The organism is Faecalimonas umbilicata (assembly GCF_004346095.1).
Taxonomy (GTDB): domain Bacteria; phylum Bacillota; class Clostridia; order Lachnospirales; family Lachnospiraceae; genus Faecalimonas; species Faecalimonas umbilicata.
In genome coordinates, this window is the sequence record NZ_SLZV01000010.1 from 43,185 (window position 1) to 69,279 (window position 26,095).

The window sequence follows — 26,095 nt, forward strand, 5'->3', positions numbered from 1 at the left end:
AAATCCCTCTCTTCTTTTGCTGTTTTCTATTTGTCATCTTTCTCCGGGAAAAAGAACCATCTCACTTTTACTTTTGCATCAGAAGTTACCAGATCATATTCTTCCTCTGTCAACACTTCCTGAAGCTCTTTCTTTCCATCTTCCGGGACGACTGCATGAACTGCATCAATAAAACAGAGATTTGGATATAGGACACACCACCAGTTATGCCCTTTCGCCTCTCCAATCTCAATGCGAAGCGCTTCATATTCCCCTGCCGGAAATGTGACGTCCCCATAAGTTTTCTCCGGAAAATAACTTGTAGTCAATTCCAGATGAACCGGATAGTCATAGGACTCTCCACAGATTACTGCCTGAGCAATATCCCCCAGCTCTCCGAGATGCTCCCCAACCCACTCTCTTGTCTGTGCAAGATCGGTATGCTGCGGCATTTTATATTCCATATAGGCAAGAACTGCTTCCTTGACCTTCATCTTCAATGCCTGATCTTTTTCGCTGTCACTATTTGCCAGCACATGGAACCGCAAAACCTCTCCCGCCATATGCTCCTGAAGATTGGACAACTTCTCCTTTGCTGCCGCATGCATCCTGGTTGTCACCACCCCGGTCAATACTCCTGCGATCAATACTGCAAGTATGAAAATCCTGTACTTCGCTTTCTTTGTAATCCCCGGCACAACTGTCTTTTCTGTTTCTGCTGCTTGTTCTCTCCCACTCATCACTATGTACCTCCCTTTTTGATATAAGGAGTATGTACCGATGAGCAGTTTTTATTCATTCTTCCTATTCTTTTTTCGAGCGGATCGTATGCAGCACAGATTCTACCTGATTCTCAATATGGCGACATACAATCTTTGCAGCTTCTTCTTTGTTGCGCTTTTCAATATTTTCTATAATCTGATCATGCTCTTCTAACAATTTCACATGGGATTCGTCCTTTTTCAAATATTCCACGCGGAAACGGTACATCTGCTCCCGGAGATTATTCAACAGTTGGATCAGACGCTGGTTGTCGGTCGCCATATAGATCACATCATGAAACTTCACATCGGCTTCCGCATATTTTGTCACGTCTTTGCTCTTTAATGTCACTTCAAATTCCTTCGCGGCTGCTTTCAACTCCTCAATCTGCTGTGCAGTCATCTTCTCACAGGCAATCTCTACGGCAAGCTCTTCTAACGCACGTCTGACTTCCAGCACATCTTTTAAGCTTTTCTCTGTGATCTCGGCCACTTCCGCCCCTTTTCTTGGGATCATGAGCACAAGTCCCTCCAGCTCCAGCTTGCGGATCGCCTCCCGAATCGGAGTGCGGCTGACTCCCAGCTTATTGGCAAGCTGTATCTCCATCAGGCGCTCTCCCGGCTTTAATTCTCCGCGCAGAATTGCCTGCCGCAGTGTATTAAATACAACATCTCTCAATGGTAAATACTCGTCCATGCTTACTTGAAATTTTGGTTCCATGCTCTTATTTCCTCCTTGCATTGTGTATATTCGTAATATACACCTGCTTTGCCAGTTCTCTGTCTCTGATTGCTTTCTGTGCCTCGCGCGCCATTCTGCGGTCTCGGAACAGACCAAATACCGTCGGCCCACTTCCGCTCATCATCGCGTTCAAAGCCCCGTGCGCTTTCATCACATTTTTAATCTCTTCGATCACCGGATATTCCCCGATCGTCACTCTCTCCAGCACATTGCCCATCGAAGCTGCCACTTTTTCCAGGCTCTGCTCCGAAAGTCCCTGCAGGATCCCATCAATATCCGGATGATCTGTAATCTCCCCCGAATCTAATTTTTCATACACCATCTTCGTGGATACACTGATCGGCGGTTTCGCAATCAACACATAACAGTTCGGCATCTGCGGCAGTCTTGTCAATTCTTCCCCGATTCCCTCTGCCAGCACTGTCCCTCTCATCAGACAGTACGGTACATCTGCTCCAAGCTTGACCCCTCTGTCCATCAATTCCTGCTCAGAGAGTCCTAAGGCAAACATCTTGTTCATTCCAAACAGAACTGCCGCCGCATTGGAACTTCCACCTGCCAGACCTGCCGCTACCGGTATATGCTTATCAAGTGTGATCGACACTCCGTCCTGAATATCAAATTCATCGATCAGAAGCTTTGCCGCCTTGTACGCAATATTATTTTCATTGACCGGAAGATAGAACAAATTCGTCTGAATCCGTATGCCCGGTTCCTCCGTTCGTCTCAGTGTCACATCATCATACAGATAGATGGTCTGCATAACCATCCTGACATCGTGATAACCATTCTCTCTTCTTCCGAGTACATCTAGTCCCAGGTTAATTTTCGCCAGAGATTTTAACTTTAAGTATCTCATCTTCCTACCCCTTTCGACCACAACACACGGATTTCTTCTATCGGAACCTCTACATCCGATAGAAGAAATCGTGTATCTTGTATACATTATTCTTATAGTATACTCATGTTTTCTTTAAAAATCAATATCTTATCCCCCGGTTTCACCTGATCTTCCGTCAGCCCATTGACTGCACAGATCCCGTCAATTGTAGTGCAGTACCTCTTTGCCAGCGTCCACAGTTCCTCTCCTTCTTTTACGATATAACCGACGATTCCCGGACGGCGCTCCAGCTCCTCTGTCTGATATGGCTCCATCGTAATGTTGTCAATGACCTTTGTCTGCACCGGCTGTCTGATAAAACTGCAAAATGCCAGAACTGCCTTCACCTCAATCTCTCCACTTCCCGCCATGGAAATAGAAAGCTGTTCAATATTATTTGAAATATCATACTGTGTCTTCTCATTCATTCCTTCTGCCTCTAACAGATAGGAAAACGGGACCATGCCCTGCCACGTTGCAAATGGCACTTCATCATTTGCTTTCACATATAAAAAGGAGACATGGAGGATTCCTTCCATTTGAATTCCGTTTTCCGTCACCTCTGTGTGCTCTACCTGAATGTCTCCATTACTATGACAGATTTGAAGGATTTCTTCTTTTAACTCCGGAAGCGCGAGTTGCTCTGTCACTTTGCATTTTGAATGATTCTGAAGCAACAATGTCTCATAAGCTGCTTCCTTCTTTTCCAGATTACATTTTTCTTTCAGCGAATATGCATCCTCAAGAATCTCCAATTCTTCTTCCTGATAGATCGTGATCTTCAGATCCAGTGTCGCCTCAACACCCAGTACCCTCATTTCTCCATCTTCATCCATGCGGATGTCCACAAGAGTATCCTCCAGATTTGCATAGATATGATGATACATCTGTGCCTCTGCCCCGGAACATTCCACCGTTCCCTCGTAGGGAACAGTCTGTTCTATCCAGTCTTCCTTCTGCTCCTCCGACAGATACAGGCAAAAAACAAGCAGTTCTCCTTTGACGACAAGCTGATCGTCAATCAGCTTCGAATCCAACTTCCGGTTTACAATATCTGTCCAAAGAATCGTCCCAATATTTTCCTTTGTGCCCGGCAATGTAATCTCTTCCTTGATCCGGTAAGTATCTTTCTTCCCGGTGTGCAGTTCCAGCACTTTCGCAGTCCGCTTTTTCTGGAAAATTTCCTCCTCCTCTTCAATTCCGGTTGTTGTCTCCTCTTCCCGGAGCACTTCCCGGCAAATCTGCAGCTCTACCATCGCCTTCAAATTCATTTTCCGGGAATGGATCAGCGTCGGCACAAACTCTACCCGATAATCTCCTACACTGTATGTAACCTGTGCTTCCCCGTCTTCGATGTAGACCATCTCTTCAAACGGAAGTCTTCCTTCCACTGCCGACAGTTTTGGTTCCACCTCATCAGTCACATACAACACCTGAAAATATAGTTTTCCGGATACTCTGAGATAATTTTCCATCCGTTCTATCCCTTCGACCTTGACATGCCCCTCCCCCTGTACAACACGGAGTACATCATTTTTTGCATCGGGTACATTGTAATCGTCATCTACAAAAAACTGATGGATCATCCGCTTTCCAATCTGACTGCAATGTACATTTTTCTTTCTTAACTCCATAAAACATCCTCCTACTCAAATACAATATTTTTATCAATCCATTCCATTTTCACAACAACATACGGATATGTCTGTTTTTCCGTGATTTTCTCTTCCTTGGACGGCCCTAAAAGCTCCGTCTGTATATAGACTGCATTTTCTGTCTCGTACAATGCTTTCACTTTTATACTGTAACCGCTTGTCGGTCTTGTTCCATACCCCACTGCAAGGTACAGTTCCCCCTGATCTGCATAAGAAAGTTGAAATCCTTCTTCCTTTCGCTCTGCAATCATTTCCTCTAATTCTTCCGGAATGTCCTGCTTCTCTGTCACCGTAAATTCTATGTCCCGAAGTTTCCCGGTCCGCTCTGTCTTCTCCACACAGCCGCCCACCGTCAACATCAGACAGGCAACAAGAAGAAGAACTATTTTCCTGCCAATATACTTTTTCACCTGGAAACAATCACTTCCGCTCCTGCATGATTCTCTCTACATCTTATTATCTTTCTTGTCTTTTCATTCCCTCTCTAGTATAATATTTTCAATAAATCAAAATAATGAAGGAGACTTTAACTATGCTGCGTTTTACATTTTTAGTGATATTTTTAATATCCTTTTTAATTCTTTCCATCCCGGTATTGCTTGTAGAAGCCATCATCGGGAAGTTCAACCGGAAGGCAAAAGATTACAGCTGTCTTCGCATTGTCCAGTGGGGATTTCGTTGTATTTTATGGATCACCGGAGTAGAAACGACCGTGATCGGCGAGGAACAAGTACCAGATGAACCGGTCTTATTTGTCGGGAACCACAGAAGTTATTTTGACATTCTGCTCACTTACTCCCGCTGCAAGCGTCTGACAGGCTATGTGGCTAAAAAGGAGATGGAACGCTTCCCGCTTTTGAACAACTGGATGCGTAATCTCTACTGCCTGTTCCTCGACCGAGATAATTTAAAAGAAGGACTCAAGACAATTCTGACCGGGATCGATTATATCAAGCAGGGAATTTCCATCTGTATTTTCCCGGAAGGGACAAGAAATACCGGCGAGGAATTAAGTATGCTCCCGTTTAAAGACGGCGCACTCAAGATCGCCGACAAGACCGGATGTGCAATCGTTCCGATCTCGATGAACAATACTGCCGAAATTTTCGAAAACCATCTGCCAAAGAAAGGTACAAAGGGATTTCCGAAAATCCGGAAGACGCATGTGATTATTGAGTATGGCAAGCCAATCTATCCACACACACTTGATCGGGAAGAGCGCAAGCACCTTGGTGCCTACTGCCAGAATATCATTCAGGAAACTATCAATAAAAACGCTGTACTGCTCGAAAGCGTGCACGAAAGGGGCTAACAAACCATGACAACACAAAATTTAACATTATTGACCGATTTTTATGAACTGACGATGATGCAGGGATATTTTCACAGCAAAGAGGAAAATACTCCTGTCGTCTTTGACATCTTTTTCCGCAGTAATCCATCCGGCGGCGGGTATTCCATCGCAGCAGGACTGGAACAGGTAATTGAATATATCAAAAATTTGAATTTTTCTTACGAAGATGTCGACTATCTTCGCAGCCTGAATCTATTTGATGAAACTTTTCTTCAGTATTTAAGCGGATTTCATTTCAGCGGAAGTATCTATGCGATCCCGGAAGGAACTGTGATCTTCCCTAGAGAACCACTCCTGAAGGTGATTGCTCCGGTGATGGAAGCGCAGCTTGTGGAGACTGCACTGTTAAACATTATCAATCACCAGTCACTGATCGCCACAAAAGCTTCCCGCGTCGTCTATGCCGCTGACGGAGACGGTGTGATGGAATTTGGACTTCGCCGGGCACAAGGACCGGATGCCGGACTCTACGGCGCAAGAGCCGCCATGATCGGCGGATGTATCGGTACTTCCAACGTGCTTGCCGGACGAATGTTTGATGTACCGGTAAAAGGAACCCATGCACACAGCTGGATCATGAGTTTCCCGGATGAATACACTGCTTTTAAAACTTATGCCAAGCTATACCCTTCCGCATGCTGCCTGCTTGTAGATACTTACGACACCTTAAAATCCGGTGTTCCAAATGCGATCCGTGTCTTCCGGGAAATGCGCGAAGAAGGAATCGAACTGAAAAATTATGGGATTCGTCTGGACAGCGGTGACCTTGCTTATTTATCAAAAAAGGCAAGGAAAATGTTAGATGCCGCTGGCTTCTCGGATGCATTTATCTCAGCCTCCAATGACCTTGATGAATATCTCATTCTCGACTTGAAGAATCAAGGTGCCGCAATCACTTCCTGGGGGGTCGGCACGAGCATGATCACCTCCAAAGACTGCCCGGCATTCGGCGGTGTCTACAAACTCGCTGCCATTCAGAATGCCGACGGTGAATTTGTTCCGAAGATCAAACTCTCAGAAAACACGGAAAAGATTACGAACCCGGGAAATAAAACTGTTCACAGAATCTACGACAAAGAAACCGGAAAACTTCTTGCTGACCTGATCTGTTTTGTCGATGAAGTCTTTGACGAAAGTAAGGATCTTCTACTCTTTGATCCAGTAGAAACCTGGAAGAAGACAAAACTAAAAGGCGGCACTTACACAATGCGCGAACTGTTAAAACCAGTCTTCTTAAACGGGAACTGTGTCTACCAGTCACCGACCGTCATGGAAATCGCTGCTTACTGCCGCAAAGAGAAAGAAACACTCTGGGATGAAGTGACACGTCTGTTCAATCCGCATAAAGTGTATATTGACCTCTCAAAGAAATTGTATGATGTCAAAAAAGAACTGTTAGATCAGATGAGTATTCAAGAATAGGAGAAACTGATTATGGAACATATGTCATTACAGGAAATTACAACAGCCTGTGGCGGAACCTATTACGGGGAACCGTCACTGCTTACAAGAGAAGTATCCGGTGTCACCATCGACAGCCGGAAAGCCGGAAAGGATTTTTTATTTGTCCCGATCAAAGGAACCAGAGTAGATGGACATTCTTTCATTCCGCAGGTGATGGAACAAGGGGCACTCTGCACCCTCTCCGAGCACCCGCTTTCTGACAGTTCCCCATATATCCTTGTGAGTTCCTGCGCCCAGGCGCTCAAAGATATTGCCGAACATTATCGCAGGGCACTCGGAATTAAAGTAGTCGGGATCAGTGGAAGTGTCGGAAAGACAAGTACAAAAGAAATGATCGCTTCCATTTTGGAACAGAAATATTCTGTCTTGAAAACTGCCGGCAACTTCAACAATGAAATCGGTCTCCCACTGACCGTTTTCCAGATTCAAAAAGAACATGAAGTTGCTGTTCTTGAGATGGGCATCAGCGACTTTCAGGAAATGAACCGCCTAGCCAAAGTTGCACAGCCAGACATCTGTGTGTTGACCAATATCGGACAATGTCATCTGGAAAATTTAGGAGACCGCGACGGTGTGCGGAAAGCGAAGACAGAGATGTTCGCCCACAGACGTCCGGGCGCTTCGATCATCCTAAACGGAGATGATGACAAACTGTCTGAAATTGCAACCGTGCATGCCGCTTCTTTCTCCAAACAAGACGGTACAACTGTCGTTCCTTATTCTGATTCGACTCACGATGAGACTTCTGCCGCATCCGCTGTCGGCAAATCCGGGGATACGACTCCTATCTTCTTTGGAAAAGATCCGCACAATGCTTTCTATGCCGATGAAATTCAAAGTCTCGGACTCAAAGGAACTTCCTGCAAGATTCACACTCCAGCAGGTGATTTTACAGTGATCATTTCCATCCCAGGTGCACACATGGTATACAATGCCCTTGCCGGAACCGCAGTCGGCATTGAACTTGGACTGACACTCGATGAGATCAAGACCGGAATCGAAGCATTACAGCCAGTTGCCGGAAGAAACCACATGATTGAGACAGAACATCTGACAATCCTTGATGACTGCTACAACGCAAATCCAGTTTCCATGAAGGCCTCTCTGGATGTCCTCTCCACCGCACTTACAAGAAAGGTTGCAATTCTCGGAGATATGTTTGAACTTGGAACGAAGGAACTTCTCCTTCACAGAGAAGTCGGTACCTATGCAGCCGAAAAGAAACTGGATCTCCTCTGCTGCATTGGGACATTATCCAAAGCAATGGCAGATGGTGCATCCGAATTTTCTGCACAAAACGATACAAAAATTTGCTATTTTGAGACAAAAAACGACTTTTTAAATGCTGTTTCTTCTATTATAAAGGAGCACGATACAATTCTTGTAAAAGCTTCCCATGGAATGGCTTTTGAAGAGATCGTCCACGCCCTCTGTCACTTAACATTTTAAAAAACACTCAGGAGAATTGACATGAATTATGAAGTATTAGTTCTTGATCTTGACGGTACACTCACCAACTCTGAAAAAAAGATTACAGAACCAACAAAAGAAGCGCTGCTTGACATTCAGCAAAAAGGAAAGATCGTCGTGCTTGCATCCGGCCGACCGACCCCCGGCATCTTGCCGCTTGCCCACGAATTGGAATTAGAAAAATATGGGGGATATGTTCTTTCTTTTAATGGCGCAAAGATCATCAACTGCAGTACCGGAGAAGTCTTATACAATAAGACGATTCCTTCTGAAGTGATACGCCCTGCCTATGAACTGGCAAAAGATTATGATGTGGATATTCTTGCATATTCCGATGATGCGATCATCTCCGGAATCTGCCCGAATTCCTATACAAAATTGGAAGCCCGAATCAACAGTCTTCCGATCCGCCGTGTAGAAAATTTCCCTGCATATATAAATTTTCCCACAAATAAACTGTTGATCTCAGGTGAAGAGTCGCTCACTGCCGAACTGGAAATCAAATTGAAATCCCATTTCCGCAAGCTTCTCAATATTTACCGCTCAGAGCCTTTCTTTCTGGAAATCATGCCACAAAATATTGATAAAGCATATACCCTCCAGAAGTTATTATCTGCAATCGGCCTGACCGCAGACCAAATGATCTGCTGCGGCGATGGTTATAATGATATTACCATGCTGGAAAGCGCCGGACTTGGTGTTGCCATGGCAAATGCCCAGCCGCTCGTCCGTGAAAAAGCAGATTATATTACAAAGTCCAATGACGAAGACGGGGTTCTGTTCGTCATTGATCAATTCCTCAGATAGAAGCTTTCCACTTCATTTTGCCGGCTGTTCCCTTTCGGGAGCAGCTTTTTCATTTGTCCTTCTTTCAAACAAATTTTCTCCTCGTATTTTTTAGAAGCCGGCAACTTTTCCAAACGTCTCTTTCATCGACTCATACAAATGATCTTCTTCTCCAATACATTTATTCCGAAAATCCATCAGTTCGCACATAATCTTGATAAAAAATGTATTGACTTCTTTCTCATATGTATTTTGTTTTACCCGGTCTCTTTCCGGCAGATTTGCTTTCTTTTCTTCTCTTTGTTCTTCTGATACCCTAGCATAAAGTGTGTGAAGTAAATTTCCATTTGTCACATTGACTACTGACAGATATTTCTCTACCAGCGCCAAGTCTCCATAAGTAACCGCGTTGGAAAAAGCATAACGAATAGACTTTTCTACCCTGCAATAATTTGTCTTATTCATACGCGCTACCTTTTCGTATACAATCATCATCTTCGCATTTCTCCATGCCTCGTCTTCTTCAAATAGTTCCATGATGTCCAGAATATACTTGAATCCTTTCAAATTCGCTGGTATCCCAATCTCCATTAAAATTTCCTGTACCCGTTCTCTCATCACTCTACTCCTTTCGACAAACTGGTAAATCCTTAGAAAGCACCTGCCCTTTACCCTATCGTATTTGTCTAAAATAGTCAATCTTTTTGTTGACTTTAAAAGAATCTTGTAATATTATGGGTTTGTTTAACAAAATATTATATCATTTTAGGGAGATTTTACAATGAGTTTAGGAGATAGACTGAAAGAACGACGCGTTATGCTGAATTTAAGTCGAAAAAAATTAAGCGAGATTACATACATTACTCCACAAGCCCTGGCCAACTACGAAAATGGAATCAGCACTCCGAAATTTGAAATATTAGTCAGCCTTTTTCAATCATTAGAATGTGACGCCAATTATCTATACCAGGATTATCTGCCTGCCAATCTCCAGACAGACTTTAATATTACAAAAAACGAACAAGATCTCATCGAAAAATACCGTCAGCTCAATGACCATGGAAAACATGTAGCCAAACTGATCATTGACGAGGAATATGCCCGTATGCTGGAAGGTCTTCTCCGGAAAAAACGTGTCTCCTTCCCATGCCTGTTTCCAACCCTTCACAATGCCTGGACATTCCATCTTGATGACTGTTTCTCAAAGGAAGTCAGTATCCTGCCTAACCATATCACAAGCGAGACTGATTACTGCATCAGAATTCCGGATACGGATATTCTAGAGCCTATTTTTCACTCCAACGATATCCTTGCCGTGAAAAACTGTCCGGTTCATCACAATGAAATCGGAGTATTCTCCCTTCAGCATAAGATGTGCATTCTGAAATTATATCATATGGGAAATACGATTAAACTGATTCCATTCCATGTCAATGCAACGCCAATCCATATTCACACGATGAGTGATTTCAAATGTCTGGGGAAAGTTCTCGGTGTTGTGTCTGAATAGGTCGAATAGTTCTCTTTGTGAACAGTCCTTCATTTTTTCTTCTTATTTTATTCACAATCCTTTTATTTTTTGCACACACAATCAACACATTTTTCCAGTATAGTTATTATTGTAATAAATATTACTGAAGCAACATTCATAATACTATTACTAATAACATCTTTTTCATAACTTTTCTCCAAGAACTGCGTCCCCAACGCAGTTCTTATTTTTTTCTCTACACTATTTTACAAGTCATCGACCAGCGCACTGCTCTTTGCATAAGCGGTGCTTTTTGCCTCAAAGAAATCTGTTTTGATCATATTTGCATTGGAAAACTGACTGACCCATCCCATACTCTCCGGCTCTTTTTCATGCCCTTCATAAATTGGCGCAAGCCCAAGATTTTTGCAGCGCAGATTGCCCAGATATTTCACATAATCTGTGATCATGTCACAGCTCAGTCCACTCACTGCATCGCCGATCACATAATGCCCCCATGCAATCTCCTGCTCACAGCCTTCTCGGATCATCTGACGATATTCTTTTTCCTTCTCCTCGCTGAATAATTCTGGAAGTTCTTTTCTGAGTTCTCTTAGAATATTGGTAAATAGCCATAAATGTGTGTTCTCATCTCGATTGATGTAACGAATTTCCTGCACGGAACCTGTCATCTTCTGATTTCGCCCAAGATTATAGAAAAACATGAACCCACTGTAAAAATAAATCCCCTCCAAAATATAGTTTGCGATCATCGTCCGCACAAATGCTTCCAGACTTTTCTCTCTCTGAAATTCATTGTACAGATTTCCGATAAATTCATTTCGACTCAGCAGATGCGGATCGTCTTTCCACTGATACAGCACTTCATTTCTCTCCTGCGGCTCACAGATCGTATCCAGCATATAACTATAACTCTGACTGTGCACTGCCTCCTGAAATGCCTGGATCGACAGGCACAGATTTACTTCATTTGCTGTAATATATTCGCTGATGTTCGGCAGATTCGCAGTCTGAATACTGTCCAGAAATACAAGAAATGATAAAATCTTATCGTATGCTCGCCGTTCCGGTGCCGGAAGCGTGCGATAATCCCTGACATCCGCACCAAGATTAATCTCCTCCGGAATCCAGAAATTATTCATTGCCTGCCGGTACCAGTCACTCACCCAGCTATATTTCATATTGTTGAAATCATTTAAGTTTGTCGTATTTCCCCCGACAATCCGGCGCAGGCGTACTTCCGTATCCCCTGCCGGATTAAACAGCGGTTTTTTCTTTAACTCTGCCATTTGATTCGTTCTCTCCTTTTCTCTTTTCTCCCAGGCACTCTCTCCTACGCAGAACACACTTCACACTCTTCCACTTCCAGACTCTTAGAACGGATATAGTAGATCGTTTTGACTCCCTCTTCCCACGCAAGCAAATATAGATGCAATACTTTTCGGAACGTATACTCATTTGTAATATAAAGATTCATACTCTGCGCCTGATCAATGTAGCGTTGCCTTACTCCGCAGGCACGGACAGACCAAGTCTGATCGATATGGTGTGCATTCTTGTAATACCAGAACGTATCCATTGTAAGCTCCGGCGCCACACGCGGAAGAATTCCACTTTTCTTTTCCTCAAGAAAATACCTGCTCATGACCGGGTCAATCCCCGCTGTCGTTCCGGCAATCATACTTGTACTTCCTGTCGGCGCGATCGCCATCAGATACCCATTTCGCATTCCATTTTCCATGACCTTTTTTGCCAGCTTTTTCCATCGGTCTTCGGTCAGATGTCTCTCTGCAAAATATTCTCCGGTCTGCCATTTACTTCCTTCAAAATAGGTGTAGCACCCTTTCTCCTTTGCAAGTTCTGCACTTGCTTCCACCGCTGCATAATGGATCTCTGCAAATACACGCTCTGCGAATGCCAGATGTTCTTCGCTCTCCCATGGAATCTCATTTTTCGCCAGCATATGATGGTAACCACTTACCCCAAGCCCGATTGGGCGATATTTCTCATTGTTAATCTTCGCGTATGGTACCGGAAAAAAGTTCAGATCAATGACATTGTCCAGCGCACGCACTGCCGTCTTCGTGATCTCTGCCAACGCTTCCTTGTTATTGACATCGATCCTTCCAAGAGAGAGACTTGCAAGATTACATACAACAAATTCTCCCGGCTTTGTGACTGTCACAACAACCTGCTCGCCGTCAATCTCTGTAATCTTTTCCTCTGTCACTTCCATCTCACTCATATTCTGGGCAATCTCTGTACAGAGATTGCTGCAATAAATGATTCCCTTATGGCTGTTTGGATTTGCCCGGTTGACATGATCTCTGTTAAATGCGAATGGCGTCCCTGTCTCCACAACGCTTTTAATGATCATCCGAATCACATCCTTGATCGGAATGACTCTCTTTTGGATCTCCGGATCCGCCACACAGTCGAGATATTTTTTCTTCCATTCTTCTCCAAAAGAATCTTCCAGTGCATATCCCTTTTTCTTCAAGATCTCATGCGGACACATCAAATACCATTCTCCCTCAAGATTATCTCTCGCCTGTTCCCAGAAATAATCCGGATAGCATACTCCCGGGAAAATATCATGCGCCTTCATTCGGTCATCTCCGTTATTTGTCCGCAAGTTGAGAAATTCTGGAAGATCCCGATGCCACACATCAAGATAGACCGCTGCTGCTCCCTGACGAACCCCAAGCTGATCGACTGCAACTGCCGTGTCATTGACCAGACGGATCCAGCGGATCACACCTCCTGCTGCTCCCTCAAATCCACGGATCGGGCTTCCGCTTGCACGCACTTTTCCAAAATACATTCCCATTCCGCCGCCAAGTTTGCTGACTTTCGCAAAATTATCAATACTCTTATAAATTCCATCCAGACTGTCCGGCACTGTATCGATAAAGCAGGAAGAAAGCTGGTGGTGCGGCTTTCTCGCATTGGCAAGTGTCGGTGTCGCCACCGTCACCTGCAGCTTGCTTAACATATTATAAAACTTCTCCACCCATCCAGACCGATCACATGGTTCCTTCATCGCCAGATGCATCGCAATCCCGAGAAACATCTCCTGCGGACTCTCTAACAGAATGCCCTTCTGATCTCGGATCACATAACGATTCAGAAGCAGTTCCAGCCCCGAATAATTAAAAAGATGATCCCGTTCCTCCCGCATTAATTTTTCAAATGCTGTGATCTCTTCCTCCGTATAATTTTCTAAAATATAAGCACCGTACAGATTCTCTTTTGTCAGATAACATATTTTCTCATAAAAAGAATTCACGTTCCGCTGTTTCATCTGTTCTTTCAACTCATTTCGAAATGTTACCAGGCGAATCCGCGCTGCGATCATCTCCCATTTCGGTGCCTCCTGCGTCGTCAATTCCACTGCCGCTTTGAGGAGCATCTTCATTTGTTCCTCTCCCGAAAACCCTGTTTTATAGAATGTATGGTATTTTTCTTCCAGTTTTTCCAAGCTATATACCGGATCCAGAAATTCCCTGCTGATGTCTGAAAATACTTCCTGAAGTCCTTCTGTTTCCGGAAAATCGTAGTTTTTTCCTTCTTGATTTATATTCATTTCTTATATCGCCTCACACTATTTATTGTATCACTTTCTTGATATTACCACAATATATAGTGCTTCGCAAGATTTTTTTCCTGCTTGTCCTGCGAAAAAATAATTGATAGCTTCTTACGAATATGCTTAAAATAATTTTCAGATTACAAATAAATTCGGAGATCCTCTGCAAGTTTTTCCTCCAGGCGAATCAGTTTTCTGGCAATCTCCTTCACTTTCCATTCCGCTTCAGGATACTCATTCAAATATCTCCCAAGAGACTTCACTCCCATATTACAGCCATCTGTGATCAGATCTGCGATTGTTGCATCAGACTCATTCCATACAAGCCTGACATTAGTCTTCACCCACGACATTCCCTTCGCCATCATTCCAGGCTCTTTTCCCTCATCCTGATATTCCTTCAATATTTCCTGGATTTCTTTTTCCAGCTTCTCATGTTTTTCCATACAGTCAGACAGGCATTGGTACAAATTCTTCTCGTGTACATATTCCAACACTTCCTCAATCGAAGAAATTCCCATTTTAATCCCTGCATCACATTCTCTTAATAATTTAATTGTATCCGGTTCTACCATTTTTATTTCCACCTTTCTCTTTCTTTTGGTGAAAGTATACCCGATCAACTAAAAAATATTCCCACTACAGTATCTCTCCAGATTTTCAAGTACTTTCTTATTCAGCCGAATTACGGCCTGCCTTGTCATCCCAGATGAACGCTTCTGACACCTGACATTTTCCCGCGCAAGAAGCGATTCTTCTCCAAGTCCCATCAGGGTGTCACAAAAATACCAGGTATTGTTCCGGTCCAGCCATTTCTCAATCGCACGCTGCTCAAAACAAGGGCTCAGCGCTGTGTTAAATAAAATCGTATTTTCCCCGAGTGCCTCAAACTCTTCCTCATATAACAACGTCACATTTTTACTCAGACAACTACAAACGACATCACTTTCTTTTAATAACTCTGAAAGTTCACAGTAACGATACCCCTCCTGCTCTTCCAGTTCCGGTTTTCTCGTCCGGCTGTAATAACTGATCTGTGCTCCCATTGCGCCTAATGCTCTTGCGACTGCCTGCGCGCTTGCCCCAAGCCCAAGTAATCCGATCCTCGCACCGGAAATCTCCGAACTTTCTCCTAAAAGAGGTGGATGCCCATCTGCCTCGTGAAGCCGTCCGATCAAGTTCATCAGCACATACTCTGCTACGCCTTCATCACCGTAATCCCGGATTCCTGTCACTGTGATTCCATGTTCTCTTGCATAAGCAATATCCACATTAGAACTTTCCTCTGAATACAGACTGCAGCACATCCCAATGTATACAAGATTTGGGCACTTTGCTAAGATTTCCTCCCCGATTGCATGTGTATAACTGACAAATACCGCATCTGCATCTCCGATTCTTTCTACAATCTCCTCTGCACTCTCTGGCTGCGAATCAAAGAAAATGATTTCCTCGCAAAATTCCTTCAATTTTTCTTTACTCTCTTCCAAAATAGAAACCGGCTGGATTGCCACAAGTTTTTTTATTTTTTTCATAAGTTCTTCCTTCCCTTCCATATGTTTCAGCTATTATTTTATTATAGCACCGGATGTGACTTTGTCCTATTGGAAACAAAAAAGAAATCTATTTTCAAAACATAAAAATAAGAGCTATGCTTCACCTCACTGCATCCCATAGCTCTTATATTCCTTATTATTTTAATCTCTTCTCAATTATTTCTTCCCTCTACTCCTCTGCAACAATGTCACGCATTCTGTGTGAACGGTATTCGGGAACTGATCAACTACCTGTACTTTTTCCAACGCATACCCTTCCCCGCATAGATATTTTAAATCTCTTGCCAATGTAGCAGAATCGCAGCTGACATAGACAATTCTGTCTGGCTGCATTTTTACCATTGTTTCAAGCAGCGCTTCCTCGCACCCTTTTCTCGGCGGATCGACAACAATCACATCGGCATGTGCCTGCTGCCCCGGATGTTCTTTCGCATAATTTTCATAATATGCCGGAAGTATTTCTTCTGCTTTCCCGACAAAAAATTCTGCATTTTTCATATCATTTAATTCTGCATTTTGTTTGGCATCTTCAATCGCCTGCGGTACAATCTCAACACCGTACACCTGCTTTGCCTTTTGTGCCAGGAAAAGAGAAATCGTTCCGATTCCGCAGTACAGATCCCACACGGTTTCTTCTCCGGTCAGCCCTGCATATTCTAATGCATATTTATAAAGCTTTTCGGTCTGTACCGGATTCACCTGATAGAACGACAGTGGAGAAATCTGGTATTTTACATTTCCAATATAATCGGTAATGTAACCATCTCCCCAAAGTACTTCTATCTCTTTTCCCATAATGACATTTGTATTTTCTTTGTTCTTGCTGAAAGTTATACTCCTCATGCCCTCGATTTGAGATAACTTATCCACAAATTTGTCCGCACATGGCAGGTTATCCCCATTGATCACAAAGCAAACCATAATCTCTTTTGTCGTAAATCCATAGCGGATTAAAATGTGGCGCACCAGTCCGCTGCAATCCTGCTCGTTATACGCCGGGATATGGTTCTCATTCATGATCGAAAGAATCTCCTCTAAAATCTGCTGATTCTGAGAAACCCCCAGCGCACAATCTGTATTCGGGATGATCTGATGTGTCCTTCCCGCATAGAATCCGGTGACTGCCTTGCCATCCTTGTCCGTCCCAACCGGGAACTGCGCTTTATTCCGGTAATGAAACGGCTCATCCATCCCACACACCGGCTGCGTGATCTTTTCTAATACTTCCGGCGCAAATCCTCCGATCCGTTCCAGATTTCCAATAACTTTTTTCTGCTTGAACTGTAACTGTTCCTGATAATCCATCTCCTGGATCTGACATCCTCCACACTGTTTTGCGACCAGACATTTTGCTTCTACACGATTTTTTGAAGGTTCAATAACACGAAGCAACTTCGCATATCCATAGTTCTTTTTCGCCTTCATCACTTTCACTTCCACAAGATCTCCCATCACAGTATCCTTGATAAACAGTGTATATCCGTCTGCTTTTCCGATTCCCTCTCCGTTGATCCCGATATCCTCGATCTTCACGACCGCTGTATCATTTTTCTTCATGATCTTCCTCCTACTATAAAATTGTATCCGTTTCCAACTTCTCTTTGCCTCTTTGGCATTTTCATCACTGCTCGCGCGCGAAGTGTGTTTTTTTACATAAGAATTTCCTATGTAACAAAGAAAGCGGGTGCCGCAAAATCAATTTCTTAGACATGGTATAGTTCATCTCTGATTCGATGCAATCTATATCTTGTTGAAATTCTCTGTTTTGCAGCACCCTTTTTCATCTCTCTGTTTTTATTTCTAAATACTTGTCTTTCTTAAATTACTCTCGAACAGTCTGTTATATCCAAGCCAGTCTGTCGTATCTTTTTCTTTGAAAATCTCTGTCAAAGTCTGTAACTTGGCATCTGTGCTGTCCGCGAAATTAAGTGCCAGTGCTTCTGCCAGCGCAGGCTTTTTCGGAGAACCGTATTCTAACTCTCCGTGATGTGCAATAATGCAGTGCTTCAACTCACTTGCCAGCTTTTCCGGAAATCCCGGAATAGATCGAATCGCATCGTTTGCCATCTCGACTCCGATAATGATATGTCCGAGCAGCTGTCCATCATCCGTATAATCATTTTCCGGAAATGCGGAAAGTTCTTTTGTCTTCCCGATATCATGGTACATCGCCGCCGCATACAAAAGATCTTTATTCAGGATCGGATACGCCCCTACATAGTATTCACACATTTTGACAATACTGAGCGTGTGCTCCAAAAGACCTCCTGCAAATCCGTGATGTACACTCTTTGCCGCAGAGTGTGCCTGAAACCGCTTGATAAATGCCGCATCGTCTTTGAAATAATACTCCACTGCTCTTCTCAAATATTCATTATCAATCTGTGCCACATATTTCATCAACTCCTGATACATTCCCTCGACACTCTTCTCACTTGTCGGCATGTAGTCTGCCGCCACATACTCATCTTCAAATGCCTTGCGGATCTGCTTGATATTCAGCTGAAGATTTCCATTATAGCAAATGACATCTCCGAATACTTCGATAAAATCCATCTCATCATACTCTGCAATTCCATTGGAATTTGGATCCCACACTTTTCCGTCTAAAGTTCCCGTCTTATCCTGTAAAATCAGATTGTCATATGCCTTTCCATTTCGCGTCTCTGCAGATCGCTTTCCTTTGCACAAATAAATACAGCGAATGGTCTCTCCCTCATGTAATGTATTAATATATCTCATTTCTATCCTCTTTCTATTATAATATTCTCATTTTAATTCTTCTATTTCTTCTCGGCTCCTCCGATGACAACGGTATAACTGATCTCCACATATCCTTCGGAACCAAGTCTTTTTGCCGACAACTTCACTTCATCTCCCGGCTGAAATGTCAGCAGTTTGTTATGCAGTGCTTTCACGGTCACCACCGGATCGCCGTCCATTGCAGTGATAATATCTCCACACTGAACTCCTGCAGCCATTCCCGGAGAATCTGCCTCAATCTCTTTGACATAGATTCCCTTCGGAAGTTTCTGTGCCTCTGCAATTTCATCCGTCACATTCGTTCCGACGATACCGATATATGGAACACTGTTGCCATTTAGCAGCTTTTCCAGTTCTTCTTTCACATCCGAAACTGCAAGGACACGCAGTGTACTGCTTTCATCCGTCACCTGTTCGGCAGCAAATGTAAATCCGATGACTTCACCGTCGATATTAAATAACACACCGCTCCCTTGTCTGGAGGCAGGTATGTCTGTGTCCAACAGCCGGTATACTCGGTCTGCTACACTGACTGTATTTTTATTGGAACTGATAATGCCATATCCCATCCCTTTGGAGTAACCAAACAGACTTCCCAGTGCAATCACTACATCTCCTTTGTAAGTCATGTTAGAATTGCCAAGGACAGCCTCCTGGATCTGATTCTTTGTGCTGTCACTGACCTGATTCCGATCAACCGCAAGCACTGCAATCCCCAACACCGCATCCTTCTTTCTGACTGCAGCATCATAGGATACGCCATCTCCAAATGTCACCTGAATCTGCTCTGCATCCTTGATGGCACTTCCCATCGTCAGGATCAGATATTCTCTGCTGTTGGATGGCATGATCACGCCACATGCACCGGTTCCTTCTTTTCGCTCTTCCTCTGTCCAGTTATCATCTTCTCCGGCAGAAGTCACTGAGACAATACTTTTATTCGCCTCCGCAGCAACTTGGTACATCGCACGTTCCAGTTCTTTAAAATTTTCAAGGGTAAGCTCCGGCTCTCTTTCTTCTTCCTCTGCCTTTGCTTCCTGTGGATGTTCTTCAGGTTCCTCGTCCTTTGGAATGGTAATCTCTTCTTCTGCATTCAGCTGTTCATCAACCCATGGTTGGAACACACAAAAACTAATACTGGCAAACGCACCGAATAGAATTCCTGCCGCCGCCAGCCCGGCTGCCTTATGCATGAGCTTTTTTCGATTCAGAGGCTTCTCCTTGATTACCTCCTGCAAAAAAGAAAATTTTTCTGGGCCTTCCTTGTTCTCCATAGACATGACGTATCTCCTTTTTCATCCTCTTTACAGTATACCCTAACATTTGTCAATGTTCAATAAGTATAGAATATTTCTGCTTTCCTTTATTACAAATATAAGGTAGAATGGAAACAGGTGAATGATTATGAATAAAAAGACTTTAAAAAAACTAGAATACAACAAAATAACTGAATTACTTGCAGAGCAGGCTTCTTCCCCGGGCGGAAAGATCCTCTGCAGCCATTTGGCTCCGATGACCTCCCTGGCCGAAATCACAACCGCGCAAGAACAGACCGCGGCGGCTTTTACAAGAATTGTAAAAAAAGGACGTCTCTCTTTCAGCGGTGTATACACTGTGGAAGATTCTCTGATGCGTCTGGAGATTGGCGGAGCGCTCGGCTGTAATGAACTGCTCCGCATCTGCAAATTACTGGAAGTAACAAACCGTGCCAAAGCTTATGGGCGGCACGAGACTGTGGACGAGGAGCAGGACTGCCTCGACGTGTATTTCGATCAGCTGGAACCACTGTCGATCCTTGCCGGCGAGATCCGCCGCTGCATTATCGATGAAGATGAGATCAGCGATGACGCGAGCAGTACCCTGAAGCACATTCGAAGAAGTATTTCCCAGACAAACGACAAAGTACATTCTACGCTGCTTTCGCTTGTCAACGGCTCTCTGCGTACTTATCTGCAGGATGCCATTATTACGATGCGTGGAGACAGATACTGTCTTCCAGTCAAAGCGGAATACCGCAGCCAAGTACAGGGAATGATCCACGACCAGTCTTCTACCGGTTCGACACTCTTTATTGAACCAATGGCTGTCGTAAAGTTAAATAATGATCTAAAAGAACTTTACGGAAAGGAGCAGGAAGAGATCCAGGTGATCCTTGCCAATCTCAGCGCAGATGCCGCCGGCTATGTGACGGAGATTCGCAGAAACTATAAGCTGCTTACAGAACTGGACTTTATCTTCGCAAAGGGTTCCTTTGCCCTCTCCTTAAATGCAAGCAAACCGATTTTTAACGACCATGGCTATATCCATATCCGTGAAGGACGCCATCCGCTTCTCGATAAGAAAAAGGTAGTCCCGATCACGGTCACACTGGGAGATGCCTTTGATCTTCTGATCGTAACCGGTCCGAACACCGGCGGAAAAACCGTATCGCTAAAAACAGTCGGTCTTTTCACACTGATGGGGCAGGCAGGACTTCATATTCCTGCACTGGATCGCTCAGAATTGGCGCTGTTCCACGAAGTGTATGCGGATATCGGCGATGAGCAAAGTATCGAGCAGAGTCTCAGTACCTTCTCTTCTCATATGACCAATATCGTTTCCTTCCTGCAGCACGTGGATGAGCACTCTCTTGTGCTGTTCGATGAGCTCGGTGCCGGAACCGATCCAACCGAAGGAGCTGCACTTGCAACTTCCATTCTGTCCTACCTGCACGAGCGGAAAATCCGCACGATGGCAACGACTCATTACAGTGAGCTGAAAGTCTATGCACTTTCCACTCCGGGTGTAGAAAATGCCTGCTGTGAATTTGACGTAGAGACACTCCGTCCAACTTACCATCTGCTGATCGGTATCCCTGGAAAGAGTAATGCCTTTGCGATTTCCAGTAAACTTGGTCTGCCGGATTATATTATCGCAGATGCGAAAGAACGTCTGTCCGAACAGGATGAATCCTTTGAAGATCTCCTTGCAGACCTCGAAAACAGCAGACGTACCATTGAGAAAGAACAGCAGGAAATCGCTGCCTACAAGCGCGAAGTAGAAGCTCTGAAACAGAAATTAGAGCAAAAACAAGAACGCCTTGACGAGCGCAAAGAGCGCATTATCAATGAAGCGAACGAAAAAGCAAACGCGATTCTCCGCGAGGCAAAAGAAGTTGCTGACGAGACTATGAAGAACTTCCGCAAGTTTGGGAAAGAAAATATCTCTGCCGCAGAGATGGAACGCGAGCGCGAACGACTCCGCCAGAAGATCAAAAAGACCGGATCCGGTGTGAAGCTTGACACGAAAAAACCGAAAAAACAGCATAAGCCAAGTGATTTCAAACTCGGCGAAGCTGTAAAAGTGCTCAGCCTCAATCTGACCGGAACCGTAAGTTCTCTTCCAAATGCGAAAGGAGATCTTTTCGTACAGATGGGAATCCTTCGCTCCCAGGTAAATATCTCCGATCTGGAGATCATCGATGAACCTGTGATCACGGGGAAACATCTGCAGAAGACTTCCTCCGGAAAGATGAAAATGAAAAAGACCATGTCTGTCCGCCCAGAGATTAACCTGCTCGGAAAGACGGTAGACGAGGCGATTGCAGAACTCGACAAATATTTAGATGATGCGTACATGTCGCACATCAGTCCCGTCCGCATCGTGCACGGCAAGGGAACCGGTGCACTCCGCAGCGGTATCCATAACTATTTAAAACGACAAAAACATGTAAAATCTTACCGCCTCGGTGCGTTCGGTGAAGGAGATGCCGGCGTCACGATCGTGGAATTTAAGTAGTAGATTTGAAATAAAGGAGGGATTCCTACCCCATGGTAACTAAACAGAAAATCTTAATCGTCGATGACGATGAAAATATTGCAGAGCTGATCTCCCTCTATCTTTTGAAAGAATGCTTCGACACGATGATGGTACATGACGGCGAGGAGGCGTTAGCTGCATTTGACAGCTATTCGCCAAATCTCGTACTGCTTGACTTAATGCTGCCGGGCATCGACGGTTATCAGGTCTGCCGCGAGATTCGGGCAAAATCAGATACTCCGATCATCATGCTCTCCGCAAAGGGAGAAGTCTTTGATAAAGTACTTGGTCTCGAACTTGGTGCAGATGACTACATGATCAAGCCTTTTGATTCCAAAGAGCTCGTCGCAAGAGTCAAAGCAGTGCTCCGCCGCTACCAGGCACCTAGACAGGAAACTGCTGCCGCAGAGAAAGGCAAATGCGTTTCCTACCCTGGCATTGAGATCAACTTGACGAACTACTCTGTCGTCTGTGACGGAAAAGTAGTCGAAATGCCTCCAAAGGAACTGGAACTGCTTTATTTCCTCGCATCCTCACCAAATCAAGTATTTACAAGAGAACAGCTCCTCGATCAAATCTGGGGCTACGAATACATCGGAGATACAAGAACTGTCGATGTGCATATCAAGCGTCTGCGCGAAAAAATCAAGGACCATCCGACATGGAGTCTCGGCACCGTGTGGGGTATCGGGTACAAGTTCGAGGTGAAATAGTATGCGCAGCACTTTGTACTTAAAATTTATCAGCATTTATCTGATCTTCGGATTTCTCTGCCTGTTCACAGTCGCCACACTCACCCATGAGCTGACGATCTCTGAGCTGGAAGAAGATACTTCTGATACCCTTTATAAAGAAGCCACCTTGCTCGCCAATGATTACCTGACCGGATATTTTACAGACGATCTGACACTTTCCGACATTCACACGCAGTTAGATGGGATGTCCACTTATCTACATGCATCAACATGGTTCATTGACCGCACTGGACAGGTGATTCTATCTGCGGGAGCAGATGAAATGCCGGTTCCGCCATCCGAAATCCCAGACTTTGATCCTGCGGAAAATGGCAGTTCCAAATATCTGCTCGGAACTTACCATGATCTTTTTGATAAAAAAGTCATCACAGTGATTGCACCGGTCACACAAGGCTTTACGACGAAGGGATATCTGCTGCTGCACAAACCTTACGAAGATCTCGAACAGCAGACTTCTTCTTTATTGCGAAATGTCTATATTACCATTGTTGTCATCTACATTTTGTCTTTCTGCATCCTGCTGGCATTCCACTTTTTCATTTACCAGCCGCTGCGGAAGATCACAGAGGCTGCCACCCAATATGCCTCCGGCAATCTGACTTATGAGATCCCGGTGCGGACAGAAGACGAGATGGGCTATCTGTCTGCCTCTCTCAACTATATGGCAGCACAGCTCAAAGATATGGAAGACTATCAGAAGAAGTTCATCGCCAATGTCTCCCACGACTTCCGCTCTCCGCTGACATCCATCAAAGGATATGTGGAAGCGATTGTCGATGGAACAATCCCACAAGAACTTCAGGGAAAATATTTGAACATCATACTGTTTGAGACCGAGCGCCTGACGGATCTGACAAAAGATCTTCTGACATTAAATGAATTTGACACGAAAGATCTTCTGCTTGACAAGACCAACTTCAATCTGCACGACACGATCAAACACACTGCCGCTTCTTTTGAAGGAACTTGTACCTCCAAGAAAATTTCAATCGAACTGCTCTTTGATCCGCGCATCCAGAATGTCTTTGCCGACCGCGGTAAGATTCAGCAAGTCTTATACAACTTGCTGGATAACGCGATCAAATTCAGTAATCCGGACTCTTCCATCGTACTCGAGACGACCGAACGCAATGGAAAAGTGTTCGTCTCCGTCAAAGACTCCGGAATCGGGATTCCGAAAAAAAGTCTCACAAAAGTGTGGGAGCGTTTCTATAAGAGCGATCTCTCCCGTGGAAAAGACAAGAAAGGAACCGGGCTCGGACTTGCGATCGTCAAGGAAATCATTCAGGCACATGGAGAAAATATCAACGTTATCAGCACAGAAGGAGTCGGCACAGAATTTATTTTCTCACTCACAAAAAGCAGTGAAAATTAGTTTCTTCCTTACACGAAAAGAAACGATACAAAAAAAGAGAAACACATTTCCTCCACTGAAATGTCGTTTCTCTTTTTTGATGATTTGTATTAGTATCTGCATTGATTACAGCTTTATCTGCTTTTGAATTTCATATTCCTTTCCTCACTAATACAAAATACGGCTGATATTTTTATCCTCCATATTATCTTTTGTCACCCACACATATCCTGTGTCAACAACTGCCTCATTTCCTTGATTCGCGATGGAACGCGCACAGGCAATCGCAGTGGCATATCCCATACCATACGGATTCTGAACAACAAGACCTTCCAGTTCTCCATTCTCCAGCGCCTCCATCTGTTTCTCTCCTCCGTCGAATCCGATTATCTTGAGATTCTCAGCAGCCTCTGCCTGCTTAGTATCTTTTGACTGCTTCATCTCATTGACAATCGACAGTATTTTCTGTGTCGCATCCACATTGGTTGTAAAACAGCCCGTCACATCCGGGTGTTGCTCCAGAATATACTGGATTGCCTGCTCATCAGTAAAGTCTTCCTTCTGCGCTGCCTTCTCATCTTCTGGATTGATTTTCGCTTCCTGGTTCTTCTTCTCTGCCAAAAGTCCTTTCACGTCTTCCAGATTATCCAGATAGACAACTTCCGCGATCTCAACTTCCGGATAATCTTTTGCGAGTGTATCCGCAAAACCACTCTGACGCTCTCTCGCAGTAGTAGACTTAGAATCGTGGACAAATACGAGTACCTTTCCCTTGTTATCTAATGCCGTAGCCAGATTCACTGCCGCAGTCTGTGCTGCTTCTGTATTATTGGTAGAGCAGAGTGACTGCAGTCCCTGGTAATCACTTCCGGAATCAAAGGCAACAATTGGAATTCCATTCTCTGTAGCAAGATCAAACTGCACCGAACAAGCATTGGAGTCAATGATCGCAATCCCAACTGCATTTGGATAGCGGGCCAGTTCTTCATCTAAAATATTAATCTGCTCGTCCACGCTCTCACTCTCGCTCGGACCACTGTAATTTAACTTGATCTTATCTTCCCCTTTGTAACCCAGTGCACTGTTCAATTCCGATACTGCTTGCTTGGCCCCTTTTTCTACCATCTTCCAATATTCGGTTCCGGCTTCCTTCCCGATCAGGGAAATGTATGTTCCCGGTTCCAGGGTAAGACCGTCCACATTGCTGTATGCCTGCGGAGAAATAATATTTAAATTGCCCTGTCCTTCTTTCTCTTTCGGCTCCTCTTTTTCTGTATCTGCCTGTGTCTGTGTATCTTGCTTCTCTTCCTCTGCTTCCTTCCCACAAGAAGAAAATAGAAGCATTGCACTCATCAGACATGCCAGCCCTATGATGCTCTTCCTTCTTCTCTGCATTTTTTACACACTCCATTTTTTCATTCTGAACGTATATTTCAAAGCCTATGTCACACACTTGTAAATATACGTAAAATCTTCGGGCACCGGCAATGACTTTTCACAATTTTAAAAGAAAAAAATCAACTTCCGTCCGCCCTCTAGGTTATTACCTATCTACTATACACTAAATTACAAAAAATAGAAGAAATTTTTTCTTAAATTTTTATAAGGTTTTATACAGTGTTCACAATTTGTATACTGTATGCAATTTAGTACAATCCAACCTATTGACTTTTCTTATAGCAAATTGATATAATCTA

The 26,095-nt window shown here is 44.0% G+C and carries 22 protein-coding genes; 8 read left to right on the plus strand and 14 right to left on the minus strand.

All coding sequences use genetic code 11. The annotated features are described in order from the left end of the window. Nucleotides 1-26: 26 nt before the first annotated feature. The 5 genes from spoIIR to EDD74_RS06170 form a co-directional block, all read right to left on the minus strand. Nucleotides 27-719 carry a stage II sporulation protein R gene (spoIIR, locus tag EDD74_RS06150; protein ID WP_008977073.1) on the minus strand — a complete coding sequence of 231 codons (693 nt, stop codon included), beginning with the start codon at nucleotides 717-719 and terminating at the stop codon, nucleotides 27-29. Nucleotides 720-783: 64 nt separating this feature from the next. Beyond that, nucleotides 784-1,461 (minus strand): GntR family transcriptional regulator, encoded by a 678-nt coding sequence (locus tag EDD74_RS06155; RefSeq protein WP_008977074.1) that lies wholly within the window; start codon nucleotides 1,459-1,461, stop codon nucleotides 784-786. 4 nt (nucleotides 1,462-1,465) lie between these two features. After that, on the minus strand, nucleotides 1,466-2,341 hold the full coding sequence (gene ispE, locus EDD74_RS06160) for a 4-(cytidine 5'-diphospho)-2-C-methyl-D-erythritol kinase (protein WP_008977075.1): 876 nt from the start codon (nucleotides 2,339-2,341) through the stop codon (nucleotides 1,466-1,468). 92 nt (nucleotides 2,342-2,433) lie between these two features. Continuing rightward, nucleotides 2,434-3,996, minus strand: a complete 1,563-nt coding sequence (locus EDD74_RS06165; protein WP_116441064.1) for a DUF3794 and LysM peptidoglycan-binding domain-containing protein — start codon at nucleotides 3,994-3,996, stop codon at nucleotides 2,434-2,436. 11 nt (nucleotides 3,997-4,007) lie between these two features. Next, the gene (locus tag EDD74_RS06170) at nucleotides 4,008-4,427 is read right to left on the minus strand and encodes a protease complex subunit PrcB family protein (RefSeq protein WP_008977077.1); all 420 of its coding nucleotides are present in this window, start codon (nucleotides 4,425-4,427) and stop codon (nucleotides 4,008-4,010) included. Nucleotides 4,428-4,549: 122 nt separating this feature from the next. Between EDD74_RS06170 and EDD74_RS06175 the strand changes: the two genes are divergently transcribed. Genes EDD74_RS06175 through EDD74_RS06190 form a run of 4 tightly spaced genes read left to right on the plus strand, consistent with a single transcriptional unit; the run spans nucleotide 4,550 to nucleotide 9,112 of the window. Then, nucleotides 4,550-5,329: a lysophospholipid acyltransferase family protein gene (locus tag EDD74_RS06175; RefSeq protein ID WP_008977078.1), complete on the plus strand. Its 780-nt coding sequence runs from the start codon at nucleotides 4,550-4,552 to the stop codon at nucleotides 5,327-5,329. A gap of 6 nt (nucleotides 5,330-5,335) precedes the next feature. Further along, the gene (locus EDD74_RS06180; protein ID WP_008977079.1) at nucleotides 5,336-6,793 is read left to right on the plus strand and encodes a nicotinate phosphoribosyltransferase; all 1,458 of its coding nucleotides are present in this window, start codon (nucleotides 5,336-5,338) and stop codon (nucleotides 6,791-6,793) included. A 12-nt stretch (nucleotides 6,794-6,805) separates the two neighbouring features. Next, entirely contained in the window at nucleotides 6,806-8,284 is a 1,479-nt protein-coding gene (locus EDD74_RS06185) for a UDP-N-acetylmuramoyl-tripeptide--D-alanyl-D-alanine ligase (RefSeq protein WP_116441063.1), read from the plus strand. 21 nt (nucleotides 8,285-8,305) lie between these two features. Further along, nucleotides 8,306-9,112, plus strand: a complete 807-nt coding sequence (locus EDD74_RS06190; RefSeq protein WP_008977081.1) for a Cof-type HAD-IIB family hydrolase — start codon at nucleotides 8,306-8,308, stop codon at nucleotides 9,110-9,112. A 90-nt stretch (nucleotides 9,113-9,202) separates the two neighbouring features. Here EDD74_RS06190 and EDD74_RS06195 read toward each other — a convergent pair whose 3' ends face one another. Then, on the minus strand, nucleotides 9,203-9,709 hold the full coding sequence (locus EDD74_RS06195) for a sporulation initiation factor Spo0A C-terminal domain-containing protein (protein ID WP_016439525.1): 507 nt from the start codon (nucleotides 9,707-9,709) through the stop codon (nucleotides 9,203-9,205). A 163-nt stretch (nucleotides 9,710-9,872) separates the two neighbouring features. On the opposite strand from EDD74_RS06195, the gene EDD74_RS06200 reads away from it, so the two are divergent. Further along, nucleotides 9,873-10,601 (plus strand): helix-turn-helix transcriptional regulator, encoded by a 729-nt coding sequence (locus EDD74_RS06200; RefSeq protein WP_008977083.1) that lies wholly within the window; start codon nucleotides 9,873-9,875, stop codon nucleotides 10,599-10,601. A gap of 227 nt (nucleotides 10,602-10,828) precedes the next feature. Here the strand turns inward: EDD74_RS06200 and EDD74_RS06205 are convergent, their stop codons facing one another. From EDD74_RS06205 to EDD74_RS06235, 7 genes are all read right to left on the minus strand, one after another. Continuing rightward, complete coding sequence (locus EDD74_RS06205; protein ID WP_008977084.1) at nucleotides 10,829-11,872, minus strand: ribonucleotide-diphosphate reductase subunit beta; 1,044 nt, start codon at nucleotides 11,870-11,872, stop codon at nucleotides 10,829-10,831. 44 nt (nucleotides 11,873-11,916) lie between these two features. Next, entirely contained in the window at nucleotides 11,917-14,169 is a 2,253-nt protein-coding gene (locus tag EDD74_RS06210; protein WP_116441062.1) for a ribonucleoside-diphosphate reductase subunit alpha, read from the minus strand. A gap of 143 nt (nucleotides 14,170-14,312) precedes the next feature. Beyond that, nucleotides 14,313-14,747, minus strand: coding sequence for a hypothetical protein (locus EDD74_RS06215; RefSeq protein ID WP_116441061.1), 435 nt, complete (start codon nucleotides 14,745-14,747; stop codon nucleotides 14,313-14,315). A gap of 48 nt (nucleotides 14,748-14,795) precedes the next feature. Next, nucleotides 14,796-15,707, minus strand: a complete 912-nt coding sequence (locus tag EDD74_RS06220; RefSeq protein ID WP_116441391.1) for an NAD(P)-dependent oxidoreductase — start codon at nucleotides 15,705-15,707, stop codon at nucleotides 14,796-14,798. A 177-nt stretch (nucleotides 15,708-15,884) separates the two neighbouring features. After that, a complete protein-coding gene (rlmD, locus tag EDD74_RS06225; protein ID WP_116441060.1) occupies nucleotides 15,885-17,285 on the minus strand; it encodes a 23S rRNA (uracil(1939)-C(5))-methyltransferase RlmD in 1,401 nt (466 codons plus the stop codon). Between the two features lie 243 nt (nucleotides 17,286-17,528). Next, nucleotides 17,529-18,470 carry a 3'-5' exoribonuclease YhaM family protein gene (locus EDD74_RS06230; RefSeq protein ID WP_016439521.1) on the minus strand — a complete coding sequence of 314 codons (942 nt, stop codon included), beginning with the start codon at nucleotides 18,468-18,470 and terminating at the stop codon, nucleotides 17,529-17,531. A gap of 41 nt (nucleotides 18,471-18,511) precedes the next feature. Further along, nucleotides 18,512-19,771, minus strand: coding sequence for a S1C family serine protease (locus EDD74_RS06235; protein ID WP_008977102.1), 1,260 nt, complete (start codon nucleotides 19,769-19,771; stop codon nucleotides 18,512-18,514). Nucleotides 19,772-19,895: 124 nt separating this feature from the next. On the opposite strand from EDD74_RS06235, the gene EDD74_RS06240 reads away from it, so the two are divergent. Genes EDD74_RS06240 through EDD74_RS06250 form a run of 3 tightly spaced genes read left to right on the plus strand, consistent with a single transcriptional unit; the run spans nucleotide 19,896 to nucleotide 24,419 of the window. Then, nucleotides 19,896-22,268, plus strand: coding sequence for an endonuclease MutS2 (locus tag EDD74_RS06240; RefSeq protein WP_116441390.1), 2,373 nt, complete (start codon nucleotides 19,896-19,898; stop codon nucleotides 22,266-22,268). A 32-nt stretch (nucleotides 22,269-22,300) separates the two neighbouring features. Then, nucleotides 22,301-23,002, plus strand: a complete 702-nt coding sequence (locus tag EDD74_RS06245; protein ID WP_016441331.1) for a response regulator transcription factor — start codon at nucleotides 22,301-22,303, stop codon at nucleotides 23,000-23,002. 1 nt (nucleotide 23,003) lies between these two features. Further along, complete coding sequence (locus EDD74_RS06250; protein ID WP_008977106.1) at nucleotides 23,004-24,419, plus strand: HAMP domain-containing sensor histidine kinase; 1,416 nt, start codon at nucleotides 23,004-23,006, stop codon at nucleotides 24,417-24,419. 147 nt (nucleotides 24,420-24,566) lie between these two features. On the opposite strand, the gene EDD74_RS06255 is transcribed toward EDD74_RS06250, so the two are convergent. Next, nucleotides 24,567-25,793 (minus strand): substrate-binding domain-containing protein, encoded by a 1,227-nt coding sequence (locus tag EDD74_RS06255; protein WP_116441059.1) that lies wholly within the window; start codon nucleotides 25,791-25,793, stop codon nucleotides 24,567-24,569. Between the last annotated feature and the right edge of the window lie 302 nt (nucleotides 25,794-26,095).

Excerpts from the sequence above, each read along its gene's own strand:
- EDD74_RS06240 (WP_116441390.1), top strand. The coding sequence starts at position 19,896 with ATGAATAAAAAGACTTTAAAAAAACTAGAATACAACAAAATAACTGAA.
- EDD74_RS06180 (WP_008977079.1), top strand. The coding sequence starts at position 5,336 with ATGACAACACAAAATTTAACATTATTGACCGATTTTTATGAACTGACG.
- EDD74_RS06210 (WP_116441062.1), bottom strand. The coding sequence starts at position 14,169 with ATGAATATAAATCAAGAAGGAAAAAACTACGATTTTCCGGAAACAGAA.
- EDD74_RS06175 (WP_008977078.1), top strand. The coding sequence starts at position 4,550 with ATGCTGCGTTTTACATTTTTAGTGATATTTTTAATATCCTTTTTAATT.
- EDD74_RS06215 (WP_116441061.1), bottom strand. The coding sequence starts at position 14,747 with ATGGTAGAACCGGATACAATTAAATTATTAAGAGAATGTGATGCAGGG.
- rlmD (WP_116441060.1), bottom strand. The coding sequence starts at position 17,285 with ATGAAGAAAAATGATACAGCGGTCGTGAAGATCGAGGATATCGGGATC.
- ispE (WP_008977075.1), bottom strand. The coding sequence starts at position 2,341 with ATGAGATACTTAAAGTTAAAATCTCTGGCGAAAATTAACCTGGGACTA.
- EDD74_RS06155 (WP_008977074.1), bottom strand. The coding sequence starts at position 1,461 with ATGGAACCAAAATTTCAAGTAAGCATGGACGAGTATTTACCATTGAGA.
- spoIIR (WP_008977073.1), bottom strand. The coding sequence starts at position 719 with ATGAGTGGGAGAGAACAAGCAGCAGAAACAGAAAAGACAGTTGTGCCG.
- EDD74_RS06235 (WP_008977102.1), bottom strand. The coding sequence starts at position 19,771 with ATGTCTATGGAGAACAAGGAAGGCCCAGAAAAATTTTCTTTTTTGCAG.
- EDD74_RS06255 (WP_116441059.1), bottom strand. The coding sequence starts at position 25,793 with ATGCAGAGAAGAAGGAAGAGCATCATAGGGCTGGCATGTCTGATGAGT.
- EDD74_RS06205 (WP_008977084.1), bottom strand. The coding sequence starts at position 11,872 with ATGGCAGAGTTAAAGAAAAAACCGCTGTTTAATCCGGCAGGGGATACG.
- EDD74_RS06250 (WP_008977106.1), top strand. The coding sequence starts at position 23,004 with ATGCGCAGCACTTTGTACTTAAAATTTATCAGCATTTATCTGATCTTC.
- EDD74_RS06190 (WP_008977081.1), top strand. The coding sequence starts at position 8,306 with ATGAATTATGAAGTATTAGTTCTTGATCTTGACGGTACACTCACCAAC.
- EDD74_RS06200 (WP_008977083.1), top strand. The coding sequence starts at position 9,873 with ATGAGTTTAGGAGATAGACTGAAAGAACGACGCGTTATGCTGAATTTA.
- EDD74_RS06195 (WP_016439525.1), bottom strand. The coding sequence starts at position 9,709 with ATGAGAGAACGGGTACAGGAAATTTTAATGGAGATTGGGATACCAGCG.
- EDD74_RS06165 (WP_116441064.1), bottom strand. The coding sequence starts at position 3,996 with ATGGAGTTAAGAAAGAAAAATGTACATTGCAGTCAGATTGGAAAGCGG.
- EDD74_RS06220 (WP_116441391.1), bottom strand. The coding sequence starts at position 15,707 with ATGAAAAAAATAAAAAAACTTGTGGCAATCCAGCCGGTTTCTATTTTG.
- EDD74_RS06245 (WP_016441331.1), top strand. The coding sequence starts at position 22,301 with ATGGTAACTAAACAGAAAATCTTAATCGTCGATGACGATGAAAATATT.
- EDD74_RS06185 (WP_116441063.1), top strand. The coding sequence starts at position 6,806 with ATGGAACATATGTCATTACAGGAAATTACAACAGCCTGTGGCGGAACC.
- EDD74_RS06230 (WP_016439521.1), bottom strand. The coding sequence starts at position 18,470 with ATGAGATATATTAATACATTACATGAGGGAGAGACCATTCGCTGTATT.